Source organism: Thermobacillus sp., assembly GCF_003390775.1.
GTDB classification, from domain to species: domain Bacteria; phylum Bacillota; class Bacilli; order Paenibacillales; family Paenibacillaceae; genus Thermobacillus; species Thermobacillus xylanilyticus.
Genome location: NZ_QEWA01000017.1, coordinates 1 through 23,930, shown reverse-complemented (window position 1 = coordinate 23,930; position 23,930 = coordinate 1). Strand labels below are relative to the sequence as shown.

The following is a 23,930-nucleotide window of genomic DNA, read 5'->3' as shown; positions in this document are numbered from 1 at the left end:
CGGAGCCCGGACTTTCCTCCCGCGGCAACAAAGGCCGCCGGCGATTGTCTGTCAGACTTTCCGACGCATCCTCCAGTATACATGCTGCTGAATGAAAGCTCAACCGTAAATTTCGCCCTGCATTGTGTTCCGCCTACACGAGCCGGAACGGCTCGGTCGGCACGGCCGACGGGATCACCTCGGTCAGATACCCCGCCGCGGCGAGATCCGCCGCCAGCCGCTCGGCCGTCTTCGCCTTCATGATCTTCTCCGCATTGTGCCCCGGATCGACGATCGCCAGGCCGACGGCCAGCGCGTCATGCGCCGTGTGGTAGTCGATGTCGCCGGTGACGAACACGTCCGCGCCGGCCCGCAGCGCATGGCGCATGTAGCGCGCCCCGGAACCGCCGAGCACGGCGGCCCGCCGGACGACCCGGTCCGGGTCGCCGACGACGCGGACGAACGGCACGTCGAACGCCTCCTTCACATGGCGGGCGAACGCCTCCAGCGTCACCGGTTCCTTCAGCCGGCCGAAGCGGCCGAGACCGCTCGCCTTTCCCTGCAGCTTGAGCGGAAACAGATCGTACGCCGGCTCCTCGTAAGGATGCGCCTTCAGCATCGCTTGCACAACCGCCCCCTTGAGCGACTCGGGCAGTATCGTCTCGATCCGGAACTCCTTCACCCGCTCCAGCTTGCCGGTCGTGCCGATGTGCGGGTTCGTTCCTTCGCCCGGACGGAACGTGCCGGTGCCTTCCAACTCGAAACTGCAGCAATCGTACTCCCCGATCTGCCCGGCGCCCGCCTGCCAGACCGCTTCCTGCACCTGCCGGCGGTGCGTCTCCGGCACATAGACGACCAGCTTGAGCAGCGGATCGACGTGGACTTCTTCCAGGCAGCCTTCGGATTCCATGCCCAAAGCAACGGCCATCCAGTCATTCATGCCGCCTTCCGCCGTGTCCAGATTCGTATGCGCCACGTAAACCGCGATGTCGTTCTTGATCAGCTTCTCATAAATGCGCCCCGCCGGCGTCGACGTGTCGATCGCCGGAAGCGGCCGGTAAATGACGGCGTGATGCGCGATGATGAGATCGACACCGGCCGCGATCGCCTCGTCGACGACCGCATCCGTCACATCAAGCGCCACGAGCGCTTTCCGAATCTCTTTCTGCAGCGTGCCGACCTGCAGGCCGATGCGGTCGCCTTCGACCGCCAGCCGTCGCGGCGCGAACCGCTCCATCAGCTGGACGACGAATTGTCCGCTTGCAAACATGCCATCACCTCCCCGATCAACTTGATCTCCTCGAGCACTTCCTGCCTACGCCTTGCCGCATCCGGCGAATCGGAACGTTCGATCTGCCGGCTGATGAACGCAAGCTTTTCAAGTTCCGACCGCCATTTGCCGGCCAGCCGTTCATCCGGCTGGCGGAGCAGCCACGGTCCCATGCGCAGCAGCAGTTCCTTTTTCCGTTCGGCCGGCCGGTCGAGCTTGAGGAACGACGCATCGTACAGGGCGGCGTTGAGCCCGTCCGCATCCGGCAACCGCTGTGCCGCCAGAATCTCGTACCATCGGCCGTCTTCCTCCACGATCCGCTCGACCGCCAAATACCATCCTTTGTCCAGAAGCCATCGCCGTACGAGGTCTTCCCCGACATTCGGCTGCAGCACCAGCGTGCGCACCCCTTCAAGCTTGCCCGCCGCAGCTCCCGCCTCCAGGATCGAGGCGATCAGGGCGCCGCCCATGCCCGCGATGACGACGCAATCGACTTCTCCGGGGGCCACGACGGCCAGTCCGTCGCCCTTGCGGACGGCGACACGGTCCGCCAGCCCGTCGGCTTCAATGCGTGCCGCCGACGCCTTCAGCGGGCCGTCGCGCACTTCGCCGGCGACCGCGCAAGGCGACTTGCCGGCGGACACCAGCCAGGCCGGAAGCAGCGCATGGTCCGACCCGATGTCCGCGACGCGTGCGCCCGGCGGCACCAGGTCCGCAATGGCGCTCAGCCGCCTGGACAAGCCGCGTCCCGATGTTTGAATCTCCTTCATGCCACCCACACCGTCCATTGCTTGCGGAGCGCAAAGATGAGACTGCCGCCGATCGCGATCTTCGCGATGAGCGCCAGTTGAATCCAGGGGGGCTGGCCCATCAGGAAGGCGGCATGCAGCTCCGGCATGAACCAGAGCGTCGCCGCCGCGGCGAACAGCACTGCGGAAGAAGGCTTCGACCAGCGATGGACGAACCAGCTGAACCAGCCGAAGACGAAGGATGCGGGCAGCCAGAAAAGCTGCACATCGTACCACTCCGGATGTTCGCTGCCCCGCGCCAGCAGCATGGCATAGACGAGGAAGATCGCCAGCCAGCCGATATAGTGCAGCACCGGGAACCGGGCCGCGATGCCGAACACGATCCAGAGCAGGCCGCAGCCGGTCAGGAGCAGTGCCGTCCACGTCGGCGTGTCCAGCCCGTGAAGCTGCAGCATGACGATGCCCGCGACCAGCAGCGTCAGCATGCCGAGGCCGATCAGCGTCAGCCCGACCGGTTCGCTCTTGCGCCGGCGCTTCAGTCCGAAATAGAGCAGCAACACGACGGCGAAGAGCGTCAGCGCGGTTTGCAATACGGGGTGAAACGCGCTAAAATAAAGGACGACAAGACAGACCACGGAAAAGATTCCAAAAGCAAGAAGCCACTGCTTTCCGCTTGCTCCGTTGACGACGGACACCGCGCGCCCCGCCCATCCGGACGAGGGACGCCCGATCTCTTCGTCTGTCTTGTACAGATTCATCAGGAAATCGCAATATTGATCCGGCAACAGTTTGTTTTTCTGCCAATAGTCGATCTCACGGATGATCGTTCTGCGGCGCTCCTCGTTCATCCCGCTTTCGTTCCTTTCCGAGGACGGCGTAGACACGCCTTTTCCCAGGTGATAAAAAGGACCCTCCTGCCGATGCAGTCAGGTCCCGTGCATTCCTGTCACTCCAGGAAATCTTTCAGCCGTTTGCTCCGGCTCGGATGCCGCAGCTTGCGCAACGCCTTCGCCTCAATCTGGCGGATCCGCTCGCGCGTGACGCCGAACACCTTGCCGACTTCCTCCAGCGTGCGGGTGCGGCCGTCATCCAGACCGAAACGGAGCCTGAGGACATTCTCCTCGCGCTCGGTCAGCGTGTCGAGCACATCTTCGAGCTGCTCCTTCAGCAGTTCGTAGGCCGCCGCGTCTGCCGGCGCAAGCGCCTCCTGGTCTTCGATGAAATCGCCCAAATGGGAATCGTCTTCCTCGCCGATCGGCGTTTCGAGCGAGACCGGCTCCTGCGCGATCTTCATGATCTCCCGCACTTTGTCCACGCTGAGATCCATTTCCGCCGCAATTTCTTCCGGCGTAGGTTCGCGCCCCAATTCCTGAAGCAGCTGCCTCGACACCCGGATCAGCTTGTTGATCGTCTCGACCATGTGCACCGGAATGCGGATCGTCCGCGCCTGATCGGCAATCGCCCGCGTGATCGCCTGACGGATCCACCAGGTCGCATAGGTGCTGAATTTGAAGCCTTTGCCGTGGTCGAATTTCTCGACCGCCTTGATGAGCCCCATGTTGCCTTCCTGAATGAGATCGAGGAACAGCATGCCGCGGCCGACATACCGCTTCGCGATGCTGACGACGAGGCGGAGATTCGCTTCCGCCAGCCTTCTCTTCGCATCTTCGTCGCCCTGCTCGATCCGCTTCGCCAGCTCGATTTCCTCCTCGGCGGTGAGCAGCGGAACGCGTCCGATTTCCTTCAGATACATGCGGACAGGGTCGTTGATCTTGATGCCCGGCGGCAGCGAAAGATCGTCGTCGAAGTTGAAATCGTCATGCTCCTCGTGATCGTCGTCCCCCGAAGCCATCGGATGGTCGTCGCCATCGTTCGTCACTTCGATGCCGAGGTCTTCGAGCTGTTCGAAAAATTCATCGATCTGTTCCGGTTCCTGATCGAACGGGGACAGTTTTTCCATAATTTCTTTGTACGTTAAGGATGAGCGCTTCTTGCCCAGCTCTATCAGCTGTTCCTTGACGCTTTCAAGCTTTTGTTCCGTATCCAGTTCCGTATGTTGATCGTTTGTCATACTCCGACTCCCTCCTCCCTAGGACGGTCGCGTGGCCTTTCCTCTCAACTGTCTCTCCAAGGTATTGATTTCGATGGCGATCTGCGCGGCCCGCAGCGCGTCGCCAGCCCGTTCGGCGCGAATTCGCTCTTCCACCCGTTCTTTCAAAGCCGTGAGTCTCTGCCGTTTCAGAACCTCCTCCACGAAAGCGTCCAAATTGTCGCTCGTGCAGGGCGGCACGGTCTCCATGCTGAGAATGGAGGCGGCAGTCCGTTCCAATCGTTCGTCCTGGAGGGTCGAGAAAAATCGGGTGACATCCGGCTCGTGGCCTTGTGCATAGTAGGCATAGAGATAAGCGGCGATCGCCGCGTGGTCTTCCACCTGGAAGGCGTCTCCCAGTTTGTCATGCACATATTCGGCTGCTTCCGCGTCATGCATCATCCAGTACAGCAGCGTTCGTTCGATGTGATGACGTCCCGGCGGCTCCGGCATCCGTCCGACGGGCGGGCGAGCCGTTTCATTCCTACCATTATTCCACCGATTGCCCAACTTATCCCCGGCGGGACGGTTTTTTTGCGCGGCGGCCCGAATTTCGAAGCACTCCTGCTTCAGCGTCTCCAGCGGAAATTCGAACTCCCGCGACAGTTCCTTCAGGTAAAACTCCCTTTCGGCTGGCGAATCGAGACCGGCGATCATGCGCACCGCTTCGAGCACGTAATCTTTGCGTCCTTCGTCTTCTAGCAGTTTATGGTTTTTGCGCAGAAATATTAATTTAAATTTGACGGCGGACACCGGCTGGTTGACCATGTCGCGCACGAACGATTCCGGACCGTATTTCCCGATGTATTCGTCGGGATCCAGTCCGCCGGGCAGCAAGACGACTTTCACCGGCATGCCGGCGTTTTCGAACATTGCCGCCGACTTCAGCGCCGCCGCCTGGCCCGCATCGTCGCCGTCGTAGCAGATTACCGCTTCGTCCGCGACGCGGCGGAGCATGGCGACGTGCTCCTCCGTGAACGACGTGCCCATCGACGCGACGCCGTTCCGCACGCCGGCATCCCAAGCCCGTATGACGTCCATGTAGCCCTCGAACAGGACAACCCTCCCCGATTTCCGGATTTCCGGCCGCGCTTCGTGGAAGTTGTACAGCACGCGGCTCTTGTTGAACAACAAGGAATCCGGCGAATTCAAATATTTCGGCTGTCCGTCGTGCAGGATGCGGCCGGCGAACGCGATCATGCGGCCTTCGCGGTCCCGGATCGGAAACATGATCCGTCCCCGGAACCGGTCGAAGAAGCCGGTGCCGTCGCTGCGAGAAGCGACCAGCCCGCCCTTCTCCATCAGCCGCAGATCGTAGCCCCGCTTGTCCAGAAAACCGGTCAAGAGGTCCCCGCGTTCGGGCGCATATCCGATCATGAACTGGTCGATCAGCTTGTCCGACATGCCGCGGCGCTTCAGATAAGCCTTCGCTTCTCTGCCGTGTTCGGTGTTCTGGAGCAGATAGTGGTAGAATTTTGCCGCATATTCATGCGCCTCGATCAGCTTCTGCCGTTCAAGCTGAGCGGCGGTCGGCTCTTCCGGAACGCCCGCGCCGCGGGGCAGCGGAATGCCCGCTTCCTCGGCCATGATGCGCACGGCTTCCGGAAAGGAGTAACCTTCAAGCTCCATACGAAATCGGATGACGCTGCCGCTCTTGCCGCAGCCGTAACAGTGGAAAATCCCTTTCTCAGGGGTGACGGTGAACGAAGGTGTCTTCTCCGAATGAAACGGACACAATCCTTTCAGATACTTGCCGCTCTTCGTCAGGTGCACGGTCCGGCCGACCGTCTCGACGATGTCATGCGCCCGCAGGACAGCCTGAATGACGTCTTCCGGTATTCTGCCGCCGGCCATCCACATCACCTTCATCCTGAATAACACGTATTAGTATTCTCTACCTGTCATCATTATCCTGCATATCCTGCAAAACTTTTGTCAGCATTTGTTGAAATCGCATCCGGTCCTCGCGGGTCATCGCCCGCGGCCCTTTCGTCCGTCCTCCGGCCCGCCGCGCCTTCGCCTGATCATGCCGGCTCGCCATGAGAAAGTCGATCGTCTCGTTCCGGTACCGCTGGCCGCGGTTCGAAAGCACCGTCGCCCGCTTCGCCAGGGCCATCGCCGCCAGTCCGAAGTCCTGCGTCACGACGATGTCGCCCGGGCGGATCAGGTTCGAGATGTACAGATCGACGGCGTCGCGTCCGCGTTCCACCTGCCGCACCTCGACGCCCGGTTCGGGGACCAGCGCGTGGTCGTACGAGGCGACGAGCATCACCGGAACACCGAATTGCCTGGCGGTGTCGGCAATTTCCCGCTTCACGGGACAGGCATCCGCATCCACCACGATCCGGACATCACCGCCGCTCATTGCCGCACACCCTCGTCTTACGTTCTTATTCCTACTTATAGAAAATATATTCGCCATACGAGCCGCAATTCCTTCCGTACCCGTCCCGCACCGATCCGTTCGTCCCGCGCCGCGTTCAGAACGGCTGAACGCCGGCATTCCGGACATGCTCCATGATCAGGCTGGCCGTCTCTTCAACCGCCCGGCGAGAGACGTCGATGACGACGCATCCGAGCCGGTCCATCACTTCCCTGGCGTAGGTGAGCTCCCGTTCAATCCGATCCGGGGCGGCGTACGGCGCGGTGTCGGGCAGGCCGAGCGCCTTCAGCCGCTCCTTCCGGATCTGGTTCAGATCCTCCTTGCCGATCGTCAGGCCGACAATGCGCGACCGCGGGACGCGCAGCAGCTCGTCCGGGAGCTTCAGTTCCGGCACGAGCGGCACGTTCGCAACCTTGAACTTGCGATGGGCGAGATACATCGACAGCGGCGTCTTCGACGTCCGGGACACGCCGATCAGCACGATGTCGGCTTTCAGGATGCCGGAATGATCTTTCGCGTCGTCATGCTTCACGGCGAATTCGACCGCTTCCACCCGGCGGAAATAGTCCGCGTCGAGCTGATGGTTCAGTCCCGGCCTGTATTCCGGCTTGATGCCGGTGCGCCATTCCAGGCCGTCGAGCAGCGGCCCGAGCGCATCGATCGCCAGGACGCCGTCCCGCAGCGCATGCTGCGCCATCGCTTCGCGGAGATGCGGCAGTACCAGCGTATACAGGATGATCGCCTGCTCGTCCCGCGCTTCCGCGACGATGGCAGCGATATGCGACTTGTCCGTCACGAATGGCCGGCGCCGGATCTCCGTCCGCGCGTTAGTGAACTGCGCGACCGCCGCGCGGACGACGGCTTCGCCGGTCTCGCCGGCCGAGTCCGAGACGGCATAAATGACGCAATGGCGGGATGCTTCATCAAACCGATTGCCGTTCATGTCGCCGCACCTTTCCGCATATTACGACCAGACGATTTTCGAGAAATCCGCGACCCGCCGAATGTCGGCCGCGACGGCGGCCAGCGAAGCCAGCCGGTTGGCACGGACCGCCGGATTGTCCGTCATGACCATGACCCGGTCGAAATAGGCGTTGATCGGGTCTTTCAGTTCCGTGAGGACGGCCAACGCCCCCGCCGCATCGCCGGACGACAGCGCTTCTTCCGCGCGGCCGCTCACGGACCCGCGGGCCTCGTGCAGCTTCCGTTCCGCATCGTCCTCGAACAGCGACGGATCAATCTTCGTCTGCTCGGCTTTCGCCGCCAGATTGCACACCCGGTTGAATGCGTCGACGGCAGCCTTGAAAGACTCGCCCTGCCGAACCGCCTCCGCGACCGCTTCCGCCCGCTTCACCGCAAGCAGCGGATCGTCGAAGCCGGACGCCATGACCGCGTCGGCCACATCGTACCGGATGCCCGCTTCCGACAACGCGTTCCGGACGCGCAGACCGAAGAATTCGTACAGATCGCGCAGAATGTCTTCGCGGCCGCGCTTCAGTCCGCGCTCCTCGTAGACGTCAAGCGCGATGCCGAACAGTTCGCCGAGCTTGAGGCCCAGCCGGTGCGCGATCATCGACTGCACGATGCCGGCCGCCTGGCGGCGCAGCGCGTACGGATCCTGCGAGCCGGTCGGCACGATGCCGATCGAGAAGCAGCCGACGATCGTATCGATCTTGTCGGCGATGCCGACGACGGCGCCCACAAGCCCTTCGGCCGGCTCGTCGCCCGCATGGCGCGGACGGTAATGTTCGTTCACCGCGCGGCAGACCGCTTCGCGTTCACCCAGCTTGCGGGCGTAATCTTCTCCCATGATGCCCTGAAGTTCCGGGAATTCATACACCATGGACGTGACGAGGTCGAATTTGCAGATATCCGCCGCGCGGCTGATGTCCGCCCGCGCCGCTTCGTCTTCCGTCACGCGGGAAGCGACGGCGTCCGCCGTCCGCCGGATGCGGCGCACCTTCTCGCCCAGCGTGCCGAGTTCCTCGTGCCAGACGATCGTCTCCAGCTTCGCGAGCGCCTCATTGATCGTGAGCTTCTGGTCTTCTTCATAGAAGAACTTCGCGTCCGAGAGCCGCGCCCGCAGCACCTTCTCGTTGCCCCGCTGCACCAGCTCGATCGAGGTGCTGTCGCCGTTGCGCACCGTGACGAAGTACGGCAGCAGCTTGCCTTCGCGATCCAGCACCGGGAAATACCGTTGGTGTTCGCGCATCGAGGTGATCAGCACTTCCTGCGGAATGTTCAGGAACGCCGGATCGAACGTGCCGAACAGGACGGTCGGGTACTCGACGAGGAACAGCACCTCTTCGAGCAGATCGTCCTTCACCGCGATGTTCCAGCCGCGCTCGGCTTTAAGCGCTTCGATCTGCCGGAGAATTTCCGCCTCGCGCTCCTTGACGTCCGCGATGACGTGCTGCTCCCGCAGCTTGGCCGCATATTCGCCGGGCCTCGCGATAGCCGTCTCGGCGCCGAGGAACCGGTGGCCGCGCGTCACATTGCCGCTCTTCACGCCGGCGATCTCGAGCGGCACGACGGCATCTCCGTACAGCGCCACGATCCACCGGATCGGACGGACGAACCGAAGATCATAGCTGCCCCAGCGCATGCTTTTCGGGAATGTCATCGACGTAATGATCCCTGCAAGTCCTTCCGGCAGCAGCTCGATCGTCGGCGCGCCTTCGCCGCTCTTCAGGGCGTACACGTACTCGACGCCGCCGTTCTCCTTGAAGAAGAGCTGCTCCGGCTGCACGCCCTGGCTGCGGGCGAAACCGAGCGCCGCCTTGCTCCAGCCGCCATTCTCATCCAGCGCAATCTTGCGCGACGGTCCGCGCACTTCTTCGCGGATGTCGGCCTGCTTGCCGGCAACGCCGCGCACGAGCACCGCGACACGGCGCGGCGTCGCATACGCTTCAATGCCTTCATATGCGATGCGCGACGCATCCAGCCAATCGGCCGTCTTCGCCTTCAGTTGATCCATGGCGCCGCGGACAAACCGCGCGGGCACTTCTTCCATTCCGATCTCCAGGAGCAAATCTTCAGCCATTCGGCGTCACCTCCTTCTTCAGCAGCGGGAATCCGAGCCGCTCCCGTTCTGCCAGGTAGACCGCGGCGCATTGCCGGGCCAGATTGCGCACGCGCATGATATAACCCGTCCGCTCCGTCACGCTGATCGCGCCCCGCGCATCCAGCAGGTTGAACGTATGCGAACATTTCAGCGCGTAATCGTAGGCCGGAAATACGAGATTTTGCTCCAGTGCGCGCTTCGCTTCCGCTTCATATTGATTGAACAGGTTGAACAGCATCGGCGTATCCGACACTTCAAAGGTATATTTCGAGTGCTCGTACTCCGGCTGGAGGAACACGTCGCCGTACGTGACGCCGTCGACCCACTCGAGCTCGAAGACGTTTTCCTTGTCCTGAATGTAGGAGGCAAGCCGCTCCAGGCCGTACGTGATCTCGACCGCTACCGGATTCATTTCGAGACCGCCGACCTGCTGGAAATAGGTGAACTGGGTCACTTCCATCCCGTCCAGCCATACTTCCCAGCCGAGCCCCCACGCGCCGAGACCCGGATGTTCCCAGTTGTCTTCGACGAACCGGATGTCGTGATGGCGCGGATCGACGCCGAGCCGTTTCAGGCTTTCCAGGTAAATTTCCTGGATGTTGTCCGGAGACGGTTTCATGATGACCTGAAACTGATGATGCTGATAGAGCCGGTTCGGGTTCTCGCCGTAGCGGCCGTCGGCGGGACGGCGGGAAGGCTCGACGTACGCGACGTTCCACGGCTCCGGACCGATGGACCGGAGGAACGTCATCGGGTTGAGCGTTCCGGCGCCCGTCTCGACATCGTACGGGTTGACGACGACGCAGCCCTGTTCCGCCCAGAACTGCTGCAGCGTCAGGATGATGCCCTGAAAATTCATGCCATGCACTCCTTCGCTTCGAATGGATTCCATCCGGCGGCCGCGCGGGACGCCGTCGGCATGCGGCCGTGCGGCGGTGCCACGCCAAAAAACTCCCGTCCCTCACGCCCGCATCCGGACGCAGGGACGGGAGCATCTCCCGCGGTTCCACCCTGCTTGGCTGGCCGCTTGCCTCACGCGGACAGCCCGCCTTCATTCGCACCAGGACTCGGGAGCGCCGTTTCGTCCGGCCAGACCGGCCGGGCTTGCACCATCCCCGGCTCGCTTCATACGCGCCTGATTGCCGACTACTTTCTCCGTCATAGTCCATATTCATATTTAAACAATATAACAGGTTTTCGCTTCCATGTCAATATTCCGCAATCACTCATGTCGTTGTTCTGTGATAATGTCACGGTATAACTGTTCTGAGATAATGTCACTATGGGACAGGAGAGAGTGACATTGACCAGAGCAGAATGGAAAAAGGTACTTGTGGTGGAGAAAATCCTCGACGGACACATGACCAACGCGGAAGGAGCGGCGGCACTCGGACTCGGCGTCCGGCAAGTGATTCGGCTGAAGAAGAAATATGTGGAAGAAGGAGGCGCCCAGGCACTGGCCCACGGTAATCGGGGAAGAAAGCCGAAACACGCGATCCCGGAGGAAGTCAAAGATCACGTCGTCGAGTTGTACACCACAACGTATCACGGCAGCAACAACTGCCACTTTGCGGAGCTTTTGGAGGAACACGAATCGATTAAGCTCAGCACACCCAGCGTAAGACGCATTTTACTGTCCAAAGGCATCAAGCAAGCCAAACCGCGTCGGCGCAAGAAGGCTCATCAACCGCGCCAGCGAAAGCCGCAAGCGGGCATGCTGTGGCAGATCGATGCGACGCCTTACGCCTGGCTGGAGGATCGGGCACCGTCCTTCACCCTCCATGCCGCCATCGACGATGCGACAGGTACCGTCGTTGGCGCCGTGTTCAGGCCCACGGAATGCCGCGAAGGCTACTCGCTGGTCATGATGCAAGGCATCCGGAACTACGGCGTGCCGCTGGGGCTTTACAGCGACAAACATACCATCTTCCGGTCACCCCATGAAACGCTGTCGCTTGAGCAGGAACTGGCAGGCGAAACCAAACCGCTATCCGACTTCGGCAAGGCAATGGCGGAGCTGCACATCGAGCATATCAAGGCCCTCTCGCCGCAAGCGAAAGGCCGCATCGAACGCCTCTGGGGGACGTTTCAGGATCGCCTGGTGATTGAGCTGCGGCTGCTCGGCGTGAAGACGATCGAGGAGGCCAACGAAGCGCTGCCCAAGCTGCTGGAGAAGCACAATCGCAAGTTTGCCGTCCAGCCCAAACAAGCGAAATCGGCATACATGGAGCCGGATCCGTCCGTCAAGTTGGAGCATGTGTTCACGGCCCGCAAGTACCGAAAACCGGGACACGGAAACACGCTCTCATACAACGGGAAGGTGTATACGTTCGCCAAGCCTTGCAAGTTCCGTTTCGACGCCAGCGCAACGGTTGAGGTGCGTGAGACGCTCACCGGTGAGGTGCTCGTATGGCATCATGGTCAGGCCATCGCGCTGAAGGAGACGGAAAAGCCGGTACGTGATCCTGCGACTCCAACAAAAAAGGCGGAACCTGCGCCACCCCGCAAGCCCGCCGCCAACCATCCATGGAGGTTGGCATGGAGTCCAAAGCAGCTTCAGCGTAACACAAATTTCGCGCCAGGCCAAGTCACCTGACCGGTGACTTGGTACATTCAAAAAGTGACATTTTCACAGACGAGTTAAGGTGACATTTTCACAGACGATTGACATATTCAGCCGCGCGGCTCCGTACCGGCTTCACCGTCCGGGACCGGCGGTACAGGCGGCTGTCCGAGCGCGTCCAGCGAATCGAGAAACGCCCGCGACTTCAGCTTGTGCGGCAGGTGCGCATCGACCAGGGCGCGCATCCCGCGGCGGACGGCCGCCTTCGTCTCCGGACCGACATTCACTTCGCCGAGCCGCCTGAGATCGACGGCGGCGAACAGCCGCAGCAGCTTGAGCGCCTTGTCGCCGAGCTGCAGCACCTGCTGCTCGCCCGCGCGGCACGCCGGGCAGACCGCGCCGCCGAGCGCCGGCGCGAGCGCGGCGAGCCCGTCCGGCCGGCCGCAGGAGACGCAGCGGTCGAGCACCGGCGCATAGCCGGCCGCCTGCAGAATCTTCATCTCGTACACATGCGTCGTCACCGCCGCATCCTTGCCGTCTTCCAGCGCAGCAAGACAAGCGAGCAGCTGGGCGAAGATCCAGCTCCCCGCTTCCTCGTCCTGCAGCGCCCGGTCCGTCAGTTCCGCGACGTAGGCCGCGTGGGCGGCCAGATCGATCTGCTCGCGCAGCTTGTGATGGGAGCGGATGATCTCGCCGCTGCTCAGCGTGCCGAGCCCCGACCCTTTGAAATAGACGAATTCGCCGTATGTAAAAGGAAGGGCAAGCGAACCGTAGCGGCTCCTCGGCTTGCTGGCGCCGCGGATCAGCACGCCCGTCTTGCCGTGCGTCTCGGTCAGCAGCGTAACAATTTTGCCGCCTTCCCCGTAATCCATCGATCGGATGATGACGCCTTGTACCCGAATCAGCACGCGTCCGCCTCTCCCCCCGTGCCGAACGCCTTCCTCAGTCCGCCATTTCCTCCCAGTTGTCGAGCGAATCCAGCGATTCCGGCGTCGGCTTTTTCTCCCGCTCGCTCAGTTCGTCCATCTCCCGGTACAGCAAGAACGCATCCACATCTCCGGTCAACGTGAAAATCTTCCAAGAGAAATCGCGCATGCGAACTTCATCCTTTCTACGCCGCTGAAAGCCGGCCCGCTGCCGGACCAACCTTCGGGCAGAAATGCACGCCTCTTGCGAAGATTAGGATGCGACGCCCGACGGCGCGCTATCCGAGGGAGTTCGGACCAGCAGCGCCTGGCGTTTGCCAGGGCCGGCGCCGCACGGCGATCACAGGACCCGGGTCAATCGTTCAGCCGGAAGCCGAAATCCCGCAGCACCCGTTCCTGGTTGCGCCAGTCTTTTTTCACTTTCACCCAGAGATCCAGCCAGATCCGCGAGCCGAGCAGCGCTTCGATGTCCTGCCGCGCAGCGGCGCCGACTTCCCGCAGCATCGCGCCGTGCTTGCCGATGATGATGCCCTTCTGCGATTCGCGTTCGACGTAGATGACCGCCCGGATGTACACGACCCCGTTCTCCTGAACGCGCATTTCCTCGGTCGCCACGGCGATCGAGTGCGGCACTTCCTCATAGGTCAGCTGCAAAATTTTCTCCCGGATCAGCTCGGCGACGATGAACTGCTCGGGGTGATCCGTCACCTGGTCGGCCGGATAATACATCGGGCCTTCGGGCAGGTAGCGGATAATCTGCTCGAGCAGCGTTCCCACATTGTTGCCGTTCAGCGCGGAGATCGGCACGACCTCGGCGAAGTCGTACAGCTCGCGATACTTCGCGATGGCGGGCAGCAGCGCGTCCGGATGCACCTTGTCGATCTTGTTCATCACGAGGAACACCGGCGTTTTCGTCTTCTTGAGCTTCTCGATGATGAAGCGGTCGCCGCCGCCGAGCTCCTCCGAAACGTCGACGAGGAACAGGATGACGTCGACTTCCGCCAACGCGCTGTCCGCCGACCGGTTCATGAAGTCGCCGAGCTTCGACGTCGGCTTGTGGATGCCGGGCGTGTCCAGGAAGACGATCTGCGCCCGGTCCGACGTGTAGACGCCGTGGATCTTGTTGCGCGTCGTCTGCGGCTTGTCCGACATGATCGCGACTTTCTGGCCGATCAGATGGTTCATCAGCGTCGACTTGCCGACGTTCGGCCGGCCGACGATCGCGGTGAAGCCTGAGCGAAAGCGGTCGTCCCGTCCGTCCGGCCTGTCCTGCCTGTCCTTGCTCTGCGAGCATTCGCTCACGGGCGATCGCCCCCTTTCCGTGCCCTGTCTTCATCCAGCTGCGCCGACGAGAACGCGCCGGGCAGCAGCTCCGCGACCGTGGTCACCCGCCACGGACCGCGAATCGTGCCCAGCACGACCGGCATGTCCGGAGCGCACAGCTCGGCAAGCACCTGCCTGCAGGTGCCGCACGGCGTCACCGGCTCGGCGGTATCCGCCGTGACGGCGATTGCGCGGAAGCTGCGCGGCGGCCGGCCGGCCGCGACGGCGCTGAACAGCGCCGTCCGCTCGGCGCAGTTCGTCGGGCCGTAGGCGGCGTTCTCGATATTGCATCCGAAGTGGATGCCGCCTTCCGCATCCAGCAGCGCGGCGCCCACCGCGAAGCCGGAATAGGGAATATAGGCGCGGGTCCGCGCTTCGGCTGCCGCTTCAAGCAGGGACAGCGCTTCCCGCTCTTCGATCAGGGATGATGCGTTACCGCTCATCAGCAGCGGCGCTCCTTTCCGTCTGTCTGTGTTGCCATTCCGTTCACGGGACATTTTCAAGTCTGCCTTTGTCCGAAGCCCGGTTACCGCCTTACAGCCCGAACAGCTCCTGAAGCTTGTGCCACAGCGGGGGCCCCAGTACGATCAGCCCGGCCAGGGCCGCGAATATTGCCGCGGCCAGCACGCCTCCCGCGGCCGCATCCTTCGCTTCCTTCGCCAGCGGATGGCGCTCCGGGCTGACGAGGTCGACGACGCGCTCCACCGCCGTGTTGACCAGCTCGAGGCCGATGACAAGCCCGCACAGGGCGAGCAGGACGGCCCATTCCACGGGCCGGACATCGAGCCAGATCGCGAGCAGCACGACGGCGGCCGTCGCGATCAGGTGGATGCGCATGTTCCGCTCCCTGCAGACGCCCAGCGCAATGCCGCCCGCAGCGAACTTCAGGCTGCACAGGAAGCGGCGCATTACCGGGTCAACCCCGCCCGCTGCAAAATTTCTTCCTGCCGGGCGAACATGACCGCCTCTTCCTCCGCGGTCTGATGGTCGTAGCCAAGCAGATGGAGAAACCCGTGCACAAACAGAAAGCCGATTTCCCGCTCCAGCGAATGGCCGTACTCCTCACTCTGCGCCTTCGCGCGCTCCAGCGAGATGACAATGTCGCCGAGCATGCCGGAAACCGGGTCGGTTTCTCCGTCTTCCCATTCGTCGAACACGATGTCCGGCTCGTCGCCTTCCTGCATGGCGAACGACAGTACATCGGTCGGCCGGTCGATGCCCCGGTATTCGCGGTTCAATTCGCGGATGCGGGCATCGTCGACGAAGGTGAGCGCCACCTCTCCGTCTTCGATGCCCTCCGCTTCGCCGGCGAGCCGAAGCAGTTGCTCCAGCCGCGCGATCCATCCGTCCTCAAGTGCCATGGCGTCCTGTTCGTTGCTCCATTCGAGCGTCAGACCCATTTACGCTTTCTCCTTCGGTTTCACGTCTTCGGGGTATTCAATGCGCGAATGAAAGATGCCGACCACCGTCTCTTTCAACGTCTGCGCGATCTTGTCCAGCTCTTTCAACGTCAGGTCGCATTCGTTGAATTGGTTGTCGTCCAGCCGGCTCTTGATGATCTTGTTGATCATCGACTCGATCTGCTCGATCGTCGGATTGTGCAGCGAGCGGACGGCCGCTTCGACGCAGTCCGCAATGCCGACGATGGCCGCTTCTTTCGATTGCGCTTTCGGTCCGGGGTAGCGGAAATCGTCCTCCGTGAAGTCCGGTTCGACGCCGGCCGCCTCCGCCTGTTTGACCGCCTTGTGGTAGAAATATTTCAGCAGCGTCGTGCCGTGATGCTGTTCCGCGATGTCGCGGATCGGCTTCGGAATGTTGTGCGCTTTGAGCATCTCCACGCCGTCGCGCGCGTGGGCGATGATGATGGAACGGCTCAGCTTCGGATCGATCGAATCGTGCGGGTTCTCCATGTGATTCTGGTTCTCGATGAAGTAGCCCGGTCGCTTCGTCTTGCCGATGTCGTGATAGAACGAGCCGACGCGGCACAGCAGGCCGTTCGCGCCGATCGCTTCCGCCGCCGCTTCGGACAGGTTGCCGACCATGACGCTGTGGTGATAGGTTCCCGGCGTCTCGGTCAGCAGCTTGCGCAGCAGCGGATGGTTCGGGTTCGACAGTTCGATCAGCTTGAGTGCCGAGAGGATGCCGAACGACAGCTCGAAGAACGGCATCAGGCCGATGACGAGCACGACGGTGAGCAACCCGCCGGCGAACGTGCAGGCGGCCGAATAGATGATCTCCATGCGCGGCGGCAGCTCGCCGAACGAGAGCAGCGCGAGAACCGCCGCCGTCCCGAACAGGCTGGCCAGCACTCCTGCCTTCAGCAGCGTCGAACGCTGGCCGGCGCGATGGACGGCGAAGACCGCCGTCAGCGAGATGACCAGGATGACGAACCCGAACGTGAAATCGAAAATCCGTCCGCTCTCCGTATTGAACAAAATGCTGCCCGCCGCCGCGAACACGATGGCCGACACGATCGCGAGGTTGAGGTCGAGCAGCAGCGCGATGAGCACCGGTCCAAGCGCGGCCGGCGCCAGATACCCGAGGTACCAGGTGTCCGATGTCTGGATCAGCGCCACGATCGCCATCGCCAGCAGGTTCAGCGCGAAGATCATGAGCAGCATGAGCAGCTGCGAGTTGCCGTATTTCACGTTCGAACCGCTTCCGGGCAGGCCGACGTGTTCCAGGTAGCTGTAAATCGCCAGCGCCGACAGCAGCGCGAAGATGACAAGCCCGAAATACGGCCAGACGTTCGTGGAGCTCTTGAGCAGCCCCAGGCCTTCCAGCCGTTCATAGATTTCCGGCGTGATCGTCTGGTTCTTCCGGACGACGATGTCTCCTTCCTTGATCACGACGGGCGGCGTGTTCTCCCGCGCCTGCGCCCGCGCCTTCTCGGTCGCCTGCTGGTCGTAGAACTTGTTCGGCATGATGGCAAAGCGTGCCAGCTCGGCGGCGATTTCCCGGTCGGTGCGGTCGTCGAGGGAACTTGTGTTGACGAGTTCGGCCACTTTCGCGCGGGCGGTCTCGGCATCGGTCAGTTGCTCGGACATCAGCCTGCGCACGGCCTCGGCCGCAACCTGGCGGATTTCCTGCAGCCGCTGGCCGGTAAGCAGCGGCAGCTTGTAGAACGTCTCCTCCGGAATCGTATAGCGCTGCTCCTTGACGTTGCGCGCCATCTCTTCCAGCAGGCCGGGATTGTACGTCTCCGAACCGCGGTTGTCGGCGGCGAACTTGTCGACGAACGCGTCGTACCGCGCCGGAATCTCGCGGCGATAGATCTCGACCTTGTTGTCGAACGAGACATCTGTGTCCGCGTTGAGCTGTTCCATGCGGTCGACGATCTGGTCGACCAGCGTCTCGTTGCGCAAGGCCACGATGGAGTATTTCGGCTCCACGCTTTCCGCCGCCTGCTCCTTCGCGAGTTCGGTCGCCCGTTCATCCTCCCATTGCCGGGGCGCGGCAATGTCGCGGGTGCTGACGCTGCCGAGCTCCAGATTGTAAGTCTTCGGAATGAGCCGCGGCGACAGAACGGCGCAAAACAGCAGCACGAACAGAAGCAGCAGCAGCCAGCGAACCGCCGCGCTCTGCTTCCATCCTGCAGGCCGTCCGTGGTCCGAATCCCGGACCGCCGCACCGCTCATACTCATGCGGCATTCCTCCTTTGCTGCCTGGACGGCGCCGTGTAATTCTCCGGCCGGACCCGCCTGCGGTCCGGCAGTCTCCCTGTCCTGCGGCCGGCCGTTCTATCTTCCGGCCGCCTCTTCTTCCGCGCGCGCATACGCCGTGATGATTTGCTGCACAAGCGAATGGCGGACAACGTCCGACTCGGTGAGTTCGACAAAACCGATCTCCTCGATCCCGCCCAGGATGCGCCGGGCTTCGATCAGGCCGGAATGCTTGCCCCGGGGCAGGTCGATCTGCGTCACGTCGCCCGTGATGACCATTTTGGAACCGAAACCGAGCCGGGTGAGGAACATCTTCATCTGTTCGGGCGTCGTGTTCTGCGCTTCGTCGAGAATGATGAACGAATCGTCCAGCGTCCGGCCTCGCATGTAGGCCAGCGGGGCGACCTCGATGATGCCCCGTTCGAACGCTTTCGCCGACTGATCCGGTCCCATGACGTCATGCAGCGCATCGTACAGCGGTCTGAGATATGGATCGACTTTCTCCTGCAGGTCGCCCGGCAGAAAACCGAGATTTTCGCCCGCTTCCACCGCGGGCCGCGTCAGCACGATCCGCTTGACCTTGCCTTCCTTCAGCGCCGCGACCGCGAGGACGACGGCGAGATAGGTTTTCCCCGTGCCGGCCGGTCCGATGCCGAACACGATGTCTTTCTTCCGGATCTCCTGGACGTAGCGGCGCTGGCCGAGCGTCTTGAACTGGATCGGCTTGCCCCGGTACGTCGTCGTGATGGACGTTTTGAACAGATCAAGCAGCTCGTCCGCCTTCAGTTCCCGCGCCAGTTCCAGCGCGTAGGCGAAATCGCGCTCGGAAGGCGTGTAGCCTCCCCGGACAAGCTCCAGCAGCACGCTGTAGAGCTGCTCGAGGGCAGCCAGCTCATGCTCCGGACCCGTGATGACAATTTCGGCGTCCCGGGAACGGATCTCCGCTTCCATCCCGCGCTCGACGAGCTGCAGATACTTGTCCTGCGGACCGAATAAAGCCAGTCCTTCCGCCGCGCTGGCCAGCGGAATTCGGACGGTTCCCGTCTTCTCGTGCAAATCGTCATTCTCCTTGTGGTTGAACTAGCGGCATTTCATCAGTGATCGACTGTTCCACTTCGAACAGTACTTTCATATAAACTTTACCATTCTCGGTCTTTCGATGCAAAATCTTTTCCGCCCGGATCACCGCGTCCGCGCCAGCCTTCCGCAGGATGTCGGCGCGGGCCTGCAGCAGCCCTTCGGCCGCCGCCTCTTCCTCCGTCAACCGCCGCTCCACGAACGTTACTTCCAGCTGCGTCTCCCGGATGCGGCCGATCGGCAGCACGATGCCGCGCCAGGCCGCGTTCTCCTGCCGGAGGACGGACTCGTATTTGGCGAACGGCGGCTCGCCGAACCCGCTGACTTTCAGGCTGCGGTCTCCCAGCACGGCGTGCCAGACCGTGCGCCGCTCGCCCGTATACGTCTTCGCCTTGCGGACCAGCGACGACGTGATGTCGTATTCGTGCCAGACGAGGCCCCTCACCGTCCCTTCGGCCGGCACATTCACATGCAAACCATCCCCGCCGAGAATGCCGGAAATCAGGACATCGCCCTTTTTCACGCGCTGATTTTTCTTCACGACGGGACGGCCGCGGGTCGCGGTGATGCGGGTGACGACCGCGTCTTCTTTCGCGATCAGATGGCGGGGGCTGAGCAAGGTCCGCGGCTCCGGCTCGGTCGTCTCGACGATGCGGATCGTAACCAGCGTGCCGCGCTTCTCCACGCCGACCCAGGCCGTGCCGGGCAGCGCGGTGTTCAGCCTGCGCGACAATTCTTCGGCTCCCGGAAGACGGAACGACCACTGGAAGACGTGCAACCCTTCCGCCCGCGCCGCCGCCAAAATCTGCTCGTCCGTCAGCCGCTCGTTCCCTTCGATCTCGATGCGCCAGATGAGCGAGGAGAGCAGATAGAGTCCGATGAAAAACAACACGAGCCCCGCCGCGAAGAACTTCCTCCGGCCGATCCGCGCCAATTGAAACGGCAGCCCGCGCTTTCCGACGATCCTGAGCCGACAGCCTGTCCGGCGCAAATGCGGACGCAGCCGGGAAAAGTCGCCCACCGTCACGATGCATTCGATCTCCCCCGGGCTTGTCCGGCGCAAGGCGAGCAATTCGATTCCGTCCCCCGCCGCATCGCTCAGCAGCCGTTCCGTCCCGGAGCCGGCGATGCGGACCGTCACACAGCCGCGCACGGCATGAAACCATGTTACCTTCACCCGTTCCACGCCCCTTATCCGTTGATCGAAACTTGCGTAATGATGCCCTCCACGAACACTTCTTCCGTCCAGATTCCGCGGATGACCAGATCCTTTCCCGACACCTCGAGCTTGCCGTTCGGCAACGCAAGCCGCAGCATGTCCGGCGAGAAATGGAGCACGCCCCGGTGGTTCTCGATATAGAGCTGCCGGTCGCCGATCATCGTAAGGCGCGGCAGATCGAACACGACATCCTGCGGAAGTTCGAGTACCCGGGCTGTCCATTGGCGCAAGCGGTGGTTGATTCGGCGCATGGCGGATCCGCTCCCTCCCTTGTACCTTACAAAACTATGCGGCGGGCTGCGGAAATATGAGGGGAGCGGGGGCCGGAGCAGGGTGTGCGAACGGGCAGATTTTCACCAGCTGCACTTCTGACACACAAAATCAAAAACCCCCTTGCTGTTCGGCAAGGGGGTAAAACGTCTCAGCGCCCGATGCGGCGCCGGCCATGCGGGGAACGCGCGCGCGGCGGGCCGAGAATTTCGGCCCAGAGGACGGCTTGGCGCAGTTCCTCCTGCCCGGCGATCGGACGGCCGGACGCCCGCTCCACCTGCAGGGCGGGCGCCACCCGGGAAGCGCCGTCAATCGCTGCGGAAGCGGAATCAGCCGCTTCATGGGCTGCTGTCAACGCTGATGCGGCCGGGGAAGCGGCCGGCGGCGACGGCTCCATGCGGACCGGACGCGGGTCCGCCATCCGCTCCCGCGCCTCCTGCGGCTGTGCGGGCCTCCATTCGCGCGGAAATGCGGGTTCCCCTCCGCCGGCATCCCTGCGTTCCGGACGCCGCGAAAGATCGGTGCGGCCGCGCATTTCGCCGGAACGTCCGGAACCGCGCGGCATCCCCCGCCCGGGCGCCTGCCAGCCGCCGGGACCGCTGCCGAAATCCGGCATCCGGTTACCACCGCCTTTCCGGCCGGTCCGGCCGAGCATGGAGAACAGGAAGAAAAGCAGAATGATCGTCAGAAACGGGTTATCGAACAGAAACGAGAGGATCGCTTCCATCGTTCACCTCCGCGCCGGCAACCGCCGCATCATGCTTCCTCATCATTGTTCGCCGGTCTGCCGGACTTGCCGATCGAATCGCGCATCAGCGTGTCGGCTTCAATGTTGCGCATGTTCAGCACGTCCATGACGCCGATCTTGCCGCTGCGCAGCGCTTCGGACATCGCACGAGGCACCTCGGCTTCGGATTCGACGACCTTCGCGCGCATCTCGACGACGCGGGCGCGCATCTCCTGCTCGAGCGCAACCGCCATCGCGCGGCGCTCTTCCGCCTTCGCCTGCGCGATCCGCTTGTCGGCTTCCGCCTGCTCCGTCTGGAGCTGCGCGCCGATGTTCTTGCCGATGTCCACGTCCGCGATGTCGATCGACAGAATTTCGAACGCCGTGCCCGCGTCGAGGCCCTTGTTAAGCACCGTGCGCGAGATCATGTCCGGATTTTCAAGCACTTCCTTGTGCGAGTTCGCGGAGCCGTTCGTGCTGACGATGCCCTCGCCGACGCGGGCGATGATCGTCTCTTCGCCGGCGCCGCCGACGAGCCGGTCGATGTTCGCCCGCACCGTCACCCGAGCGCGCACCTTGACCTCGATGCCGTCCTTCGCGACGGCCGAGACGAACGGCGTTTCAATGACGCGCGGATTGACGCTCATTTGCACCGCCTGCAGCACGTCCCGGCCGGCGAGGTCGATCGCCGCCGCCCGCTCGAAGCCGAGCGGAATGTTCGCCCGCTGCGCCGCGATCAGCGCGTTGACGACGCGGTCGACATTGCCGCCGGCGAGGTAATGGCTTTCCAGCTGGTTGATCGTAAGCCCCAACCCGGCTTTCGTCGCCTTGATGAGCGGGTTCACGATCCGGCTCGGCACGACGCGGCGAAGCCGCATGGCGACCAGCGTGATCATGCTGATGCGGACGCCGGACGCCAGCGCCGAGATCCAGAGCATGACCGGAACAAAGCTGAAGAACACGAACAACGCGACAACGACCAATGCCACAACCACAAAAATCGCAATGAGCGAATTCGGATCCATTTTTCCAACCTCCGCGATCCGCGGCCCTGAAGCCGCTTGTTATTCGTCTTTCGACTCTTTCACCACGACCCGCAGACCTTCCGCGCGCACCACCCTGACCCGCGCGCCGGGTTCGACAAAGCCGCCTTCCGACACGGCGTCGATCCGCTCGCCGTCGATCAGGACGACGCCCGCCGGACGGAGCGGCGTCAGCGCGGTACCCGATTTTCCTGCCAGATCCGTACGCGCTTCCGTCGACAGATAGCCTTCCTCGGACGTGAGCGATTCACGCAGAATGAATTTGTTCCAGACGCCCCGTCTGCGGAAAATGTAGCCCGCGACCGCAGCCAGCACCGCCGCCGCCCCGAGCGCATAGAGCAGGGTGGTGACGGCGTCGCCGGCATCGTAGGCGGCGGTGGCGATGCCGCCGATGATCGCCGCCCCGCCGAGAATGCCGAGAATCCCGTAGCTCGGCACGAACAGTTCCAGCACGAGCAGGATGATGCCGGCGACGAACAGGGCGACGGACTCCATGCCGGCGAATCCCGCCACGTACTGGCCGAAGAAGTACAGCACCAGCGCCAGAAGGCCGACGACCCCCGGAACGCCGAACCCCGGCACCAGCATCTCGATGACGATGCCGGCGATGCCGATGATCAGGAGCAGCAGCATGACGCCGGGCTGCGTCAGCACCCGGGCGGCCCGTTCGGCAAGCGAAGGTTCGACATGGACGACGGCGCGCTGCTCCAGGCCGAGCCATGCGATCACTTCTTCCACCGAATCGGCCAGATGGTCGGCATAGCCGACGCGGAGCGCCTCTTCCGCGGTCAGTGTCAGGATGCCGCCCGGGTCCCGGCCGATGCCGGGGAGCTCGCCCCGGTAATTCGGGTCGGCCATCGCGGCGGCGATGTTCGGGTCGCGCCCGGACGCTTCCGCCGCGTCCCGCATTTCCGCCGTCCAGGCCGAGATCTGCTTCGGATTGTCCACCAGATTGCCGGCCGCGTCCACCATGGCCGCCGCGCCGATGGAGCTGCCCGGCCGCATGACGATCTGATCCGCGTTGAGCGCGATGTACGCACCCGCAGAGAACGCCTTGCTCTCCACGAAAGCGGTGACCGGGACCGGGCTTGCGCCAACCAGATCGCCGATGTTCTGCGCGTTCTCGAGCCGGCCTCCGTTCGTGTTGATGACGAGCACGATGCGTTCGGCCCGCACTTCTTCCGCTTCGCGGAACGCCCGCTTCAGGAACGCCTCGAGCCCGGATTCAATCGTCTGTCGGACCGGGATGACGTAGACGGCCGGACCGGCGCCGCCCGCGCCCGCATCCGCGGCCTGCGCCGCGGGGACGATTGCCGCCAGCGCGGCGAGCAGCATCAGGGCCGCAGCCGCCGCCCGCAGCCGGCTTCTTACATTCAACGGTCGCATGTATCTCGCCTCCCTCGAAGTTAGATTATTGCCGTACGGGCAAAACTTTCGCAGCCGGCGGATACAACGCTCTCATTGTATGTACCGGACCGCAGCGTCCGAATCGAGTAGGAGGGGGCGGCTAGCCCCCGACCTCTCACACCACCGTACATGCGGGTCCGCATACGGCGGTTCCGTAAGGTTAACAAAGTTCCAGGTAA

The 23,930-nt window shown here is 62.9% G+C and carries 23 protein-coding genes; 1 reads left to right on the top strand and 22 read right to left on the bottom strand.

Translation table 11 applies throughout. The features are described from left to right. Nucleotides 1-133: 133 nt before the first annotated feature. The 9 genes from C6W55_RS00960 to glyQ all read right to left on the bottom strand — a co-directional run bounded on the left by C6W55_RS00960 (nt 134) and on the right by glyQ (nt 10,393). The gene (locus C6W55_RS00960; protein ID WP_015255208.1) at nt 134-1,249 is read right to left on the bottom strand and encodes a Nif3-like dinuclear metal center hexameric protein; all 1,116 of its coding nucleotides are present in this window, start codon (nt 1,247-1,249) and stop codon (nt 134-136) included. Next, nucleotides 1,216-2,019, bottom strand: a complete 804-nt coding sequence (locus C6W55_RS00955) for a tRNA (adenine(22)-N(1))-methyltransferase (protein WP_015255209.1) — start codon at nt 2,017-2,019, stop codon at nt 1,216-1,218. Before C6W55_RS00955 ends, C6W55_RS00960 begins: the two co-directional genes overlap by 34 nt. Beyond that, nucleotides 2,016-2,846, bottom strand: a complete 831-nt coding sequence (locus C6W55_RS00950) for a hypothetical protein (RefSeq protein WP_286890932.1) — start codon at nt 2,844-2,846, stop codon at nt 2,016-2,018. Before C6W55_RS00950 ends, C6W55_RS00955 begins: the two co-directional genes overlap by 4 nt. A gap of 98 nt (nt 2,847-2,944) precedes the next feature. Beyond that, complete coding sequence (gene rpoD / locus C6W55_RS00945; protein ID WP_015255211.1) at nt 2,945-4,069, bottom strand: RNA polymerase sigma factor RpoD; 1,125 nt, start codon at nt 4,067-4,069, stop codon at nt 2,945-2,947. An 18-nt stretch (nt 4,070-4,087) separates the two neighbouring features. Continuing rightward, complete coding sequence (gene dnaG / locus C6W55_RS00940; protein ID WP_286890935.1) at nt 4,088-5,947, bottom strand: DNA primase; 1,860 nt, start codon at nt 5,945-5,947, stop codon at nt 4,088-4,090. Nucleotides 5,948-5,981: 34 nt separating this feature from the next. After that, nucleotides 5,982-6,452, bottom strand: a complete 471-nt coding sequence (locus tag C6W55_RS00935; RefSeq protein ID WP_286890930.1) for a YaiI/YqxD family protein — start codon at nt 6,450-6,452, stop codon at nt 5,982-5,984. Nucleotides 6,453-6,567: 115 nt separating this feature from the next. Next, entirely contained in the window at nt 6,568-7,413 is an 846-nt protein-coding gene (locus C6W55_RS00930) for a pyruvate, water dikinase regulatory protein (RefSeq protein ID WP_213483998.1), read from the bottom strand. Between the two features lie 21 nt (nt 7,414-7,434). Continuing rightward, on the bottom strand, nt 7,435-9,513 hold the full coding sequence (gene glyS / locus C6W55_RS00925) for a glycine--tRNA ligase subunit beta (RefSeq protein WP_286890928.1): 2,079 nt from the start codon (nt 9,511-9,513) through the stop codon (nt 7,435-7,437). Continuing rightward, the gene (glyQ, locus tag C6W55_RS00920) at nt 9,506-10,393 is read right to left on the bottom strand and encodes a glycine--tRNA ligase subunit alpha (RefSeq protein ID WP_015255216.1); all 888 of its coding nucleotides are present in this window, start codon (nt 10,391-10,393) and stop codon (nt 9,506-9,508) included. The genes glyS and glyQ overlap by 8 nt, the downstream gene beginning before the upstream one ends. 444 nt (nt 10,394-10,837) lie before the next feature. Here glyQ and C6W55_RS00915 point away from each other — a divergent pair, with 444 nt between their 5' ends. Continuing rightward, nucleotides 10,838-12,130, top strand: a complete 1,293-nt coding sequence (locus C6W55_RS00915) for an ISNCY family transposase (RefSeq protein WP_286890925.1) — start codon at nt 10,838-10,840, stop codon at nt 12,128-12,130. Between the two features lie 77 nt (nt 12,131-12,207). Here C6W55_RS00915 and recO read toward each other — a convergent pair whose 3' ends face one another. From recO to C6W55_RS00850, 13 genes are all read right to left on the bottom strand, one after another. Continuing rightward, on the bottom strand, nt 12,208-13,005 hold the full coding sequence (recO, locus tag C6W55_RS00910; RefSeq protein WP_286890923.1) for a DNA repair protein RecO: 798 nt from the start codon (nt 13,003-13,005) through the stop codon (nt 12,208-12,210). Nucleotides 13,006-13,039: 34 nt separating this feature from the next. Continuing rightward, complete coding sequence (locus tag C6W55_RS00905) at nt 13,040-13,192, bottom strand: YqzL family protein (RefSeq protein WP_015255218.1); 153 nt, start codon at nt 13,190-13,192, stop codon at nt 13,040-13,042. A 185-nt stretch (nt 13,193-13,377) separates the two neighbouring features. Continuing rightward, a complete protein-coding gene (gene era / locus C6W55_RS00900; RefSeq protein WP_286890922.1) occupies nt 13,378-14,325 on the bottom strand; it encodes a GTPase Era in 948 nt (315 codons plus the stop codon). Continuing rightward, nucleotides 14,322-14,789 carry a cytidine deaminase gene (gene cdd, locus C6W55_RS00895; protein ID WP_286890921.1) on the bottom strand — a complete coding sequence of 156 codons (468 nt, stop codon included), beginning with the start codon at nt 14,787-14,789 and terminating at the stop codon, nt 14,322-14,324. Before cdd ends, era begins: the two co-directional genes overlap by 4 nt. A 91-nt stretch (nt 14,790-14,880) precedes the next feature. Continuing rightward, on the bottom strand, nt 14,881-15,255 hold the full coding sequence (locus tag C6W55_RS00890) for a diacylglycerol kinase family protein (protein WP_286890919.1): 375 nt from the start codon (nt 15,253-15,255) through the stop codon (nt 14,881-14,883). Beyond that, nucleotides 15,255-15,746 (bottom strand): rRNA maturation RNase YbeY, encoded by a 492-nt coding sequence (gene ybeY / locus C6W55_RS00885; RefSeq protein WP_286890917.1) that lies wholly within the window; start codon nt 15,744-15,746, stop codon nt 15,255-15,257. The genes C6W55_RS00890 and ybeY overlap by 1 nt, the downstream gene beginning before the upstream one ends. Further along, the gene (locus C6W55_RS00880; protein WP_286890916.1) at nt 15,747-17,990 is read right to left on the bottom strand and encodes an HD family phosphohydrolase; all 2,244 of its coding nucleotides are present in this window, start codon (nt 17,988-17,990) and stop codon (nt 15,747-15,749) included. It lies immediately after the preceding gene. A gap of 96 nt (nt 17,991-18,086) precedes the next feature. Then, nucleotides 18,087-19,064 (bottom strand): PhoH family protein, encoded by a 978-nt coding sequence (locus C6W55_RS00875; RefSeq protein WP_286890915.1) that lies wholly within the window; start codon nt 19,062-19,064, stop codon nt 18,087-18,089. Nucleotides 19,065-19,068: 4 nt separating this feature from the next. Beyond that, complete coding sequence (gene yqfD / locus C6W55_RS00870) at nt 19,069-20,262, bottom strand: sporulation protein YqfD (protein ID WP_286890914.1); 1,194 nt, start codon at nt 20,260-20,262, stop codon at nt 19,069-19,071. 14 nt (nt 20,263-20,276) lie between these two features. Beyond that, nucleotides 20,277-20,555 carry a sporulation protein YqfC gene (gene yqfC / locus C6W55_RS00865; protein WP_015255226.1) on the bottom strand — a complete coding sequence of 93 codons (279 nt, stop codon included), beginning with the start codon at nt 20,553-20,555 and terminating at the stop codon, nt 20,277-20,279. Nucleotides 20,556-20,725: 170 nt separating this feature from the next. Next, a complete protein-coding gene (locus tag C6W55_RS00860) occupies nt 20,726-21,301 on the bottom strand; it encodes a hypothetical protein (RefSeq protein WP_286890912.1) in 576 nt (191 codons plus the stop codon). Nucleotides 21,302-21,330: 29 nt separating this feature from the next. Then, on the bottom strand, nt 21,331-22,326 hold the full coding sequence (gene floA, locus C6W55_RS00855; protein ID WP_286890911.1) for a flotillin-like protein FloA: 996 nt from the start codon (nt 22,324-22,326) through the stop codon (nt 21,331-21,333). A gap of 39 nt (nt 22,327-22,365) precedes the next feature. After that, nucleotides 22,366-23,730, bottom strand: a complete 1,365-nt coding sequence (locus C6W55_RS00850; protein ID WP_286890910.1) for an NfeD family protein — start codon at nt 23,728-23,730, stop codon at nt 22,366-22,368. Between the last annotated feature and the right edge of the window lie 200 nt (nt 23,731-23,930).

What these genes read in the sequence shown, in the direction of transcription:
- C6W55_RS00960 (WP_015255208.1), bottom strand. Translation starts at nt 1,249, where the DNA reads ATGTTTGCAAGCGGACAATTCGTCGTCCAGCTGATGGAGCGGTTCGCG.
- C6W55_RS00955 (WP_015255209.1), bottom strand. Translation starts at nt 2,019, where the DNA reads ATGAAGGAGATTCAAACATCGGGACGCGGCTTGTCCAGGCGGCTGAGC.
- C6W55_RS00950 (WP_286890932.1), bottom strand. Translation starts at nt 2,846, where the DNA reads ATGAACGAGGAGCGCCGCAGAACGATCATCCGTGAGATCGACTATTGG.
- rpoD (WP_015255211.1), bottom strand. Translation starts at nt 4,069, where the DNA reads ATGACAAACGATCAACATACGGAACTGGATACGGAACAAAAGCTTGAA.
- dnaG (WP_286890935.1), bottom strand. Translation starts at nt 5,947, where the DNA reads ATGTGGATGGCCGGCGGCAGAATACCGGAAGACGTCATTCAGGCTGTC.
- C6W55_RS00935 (WP_286890930.1), bottom strand. Translation starts at nt 6,452, where the DNA reads ATGAGCGGCGGTGATGTCCGGATCGTGGTGGATGCGGATGCCTGTCCC.
- C6W55_RS00930 (WP_213483998.1), bottom strand. Translation starts at nt 7,413, where the DNA reads ATGAACGGCAATCGGTTTGATGAAGCATCCCGCCATTGCGTCATTTAT.
- glyS (WP_286890928.1), bottom strand. Translation starts at nt 9,513, where the DNA reads ATGGCTGAAGATTTGCTCCTGGAGATCGGAATGGAAGAAGTGCCCGCG.
- glyQ (WP_015255216.1), bottom strand. Translation starts at nt 10,393, where the DNA reads ATGAATTTTCAGGGCATCATCCTGACGCTGCAGCAGTTCTGGGCGGAA.
- C6W55_RS00905 (WP_015255218.1), bottom strand. Translation starts at nt 13,192, where the DNA reads ATGCGCGATTTCTCTTGGAAGATTTTCACGTTGACCGGAGATGTGGAT.
- cdd (WP_286890921.1), bottom strand. Translation starts at nt 14,789, where the DNA reads ATGAGCGGTAACGCATCATCCCTGATCGAAGAGCGGGAAGCGCTGTCC.
- C6W55_RS00890 (WP_286890919.1), bottom strand. Translation starts at nt 15,255, where the DNA reads ATGCGCCGCTTCCTGTGCAGCCTGAAGTTCGCTGCGGGCGGCATTGCG.
- ybeY (WP_286890917.1), bottom strand. Translation starts at nt 15,746, where the DNA reads ATGGGTCTGACGCTCGAATGGAGCAACGAACAGGACGCCATGGCACTT.
- C6W55_RS00880 (WP_286890916.1), bottom strand. Translation starts at nt 17,990, where the DNA reads ATGAGTATGAGCGGTGCGGCGGTCCGGGATTCGGACCACGGACGGCCT.
- yqfC (WP_015255226.1), bottom strand. Translation starts at nt 20,555, where the DNA reads ATGCGCCGAATCAACCACCGCTTGCGCCAATGGACAGCCCGGGTACTC.
- C6W55_RS00860 (WP_286890912.1), bottom strand. Translation starts at nt 21,301, where the DNA reads ATGGAAGCGATCCTCTCGTTTCTGTTCGATAACCCGTTTCTGACGATC.
- floA (WP_286890911.1), bottom strand. Translation starts at nt 22,326, where the DNA reads ATGGATCCGAATTCGCTCATTGCGATTTTTGTGGTTGTGGCATTGGTC.
- C6W55_RS00850 (WP_286890910.1), bottom strand. Translation starts at nt 23,730, where the DNA reads ATGCGACCGTTGAATGTAAGAAGCCGGCTGCGGGCGGCGGCTGCGGCC.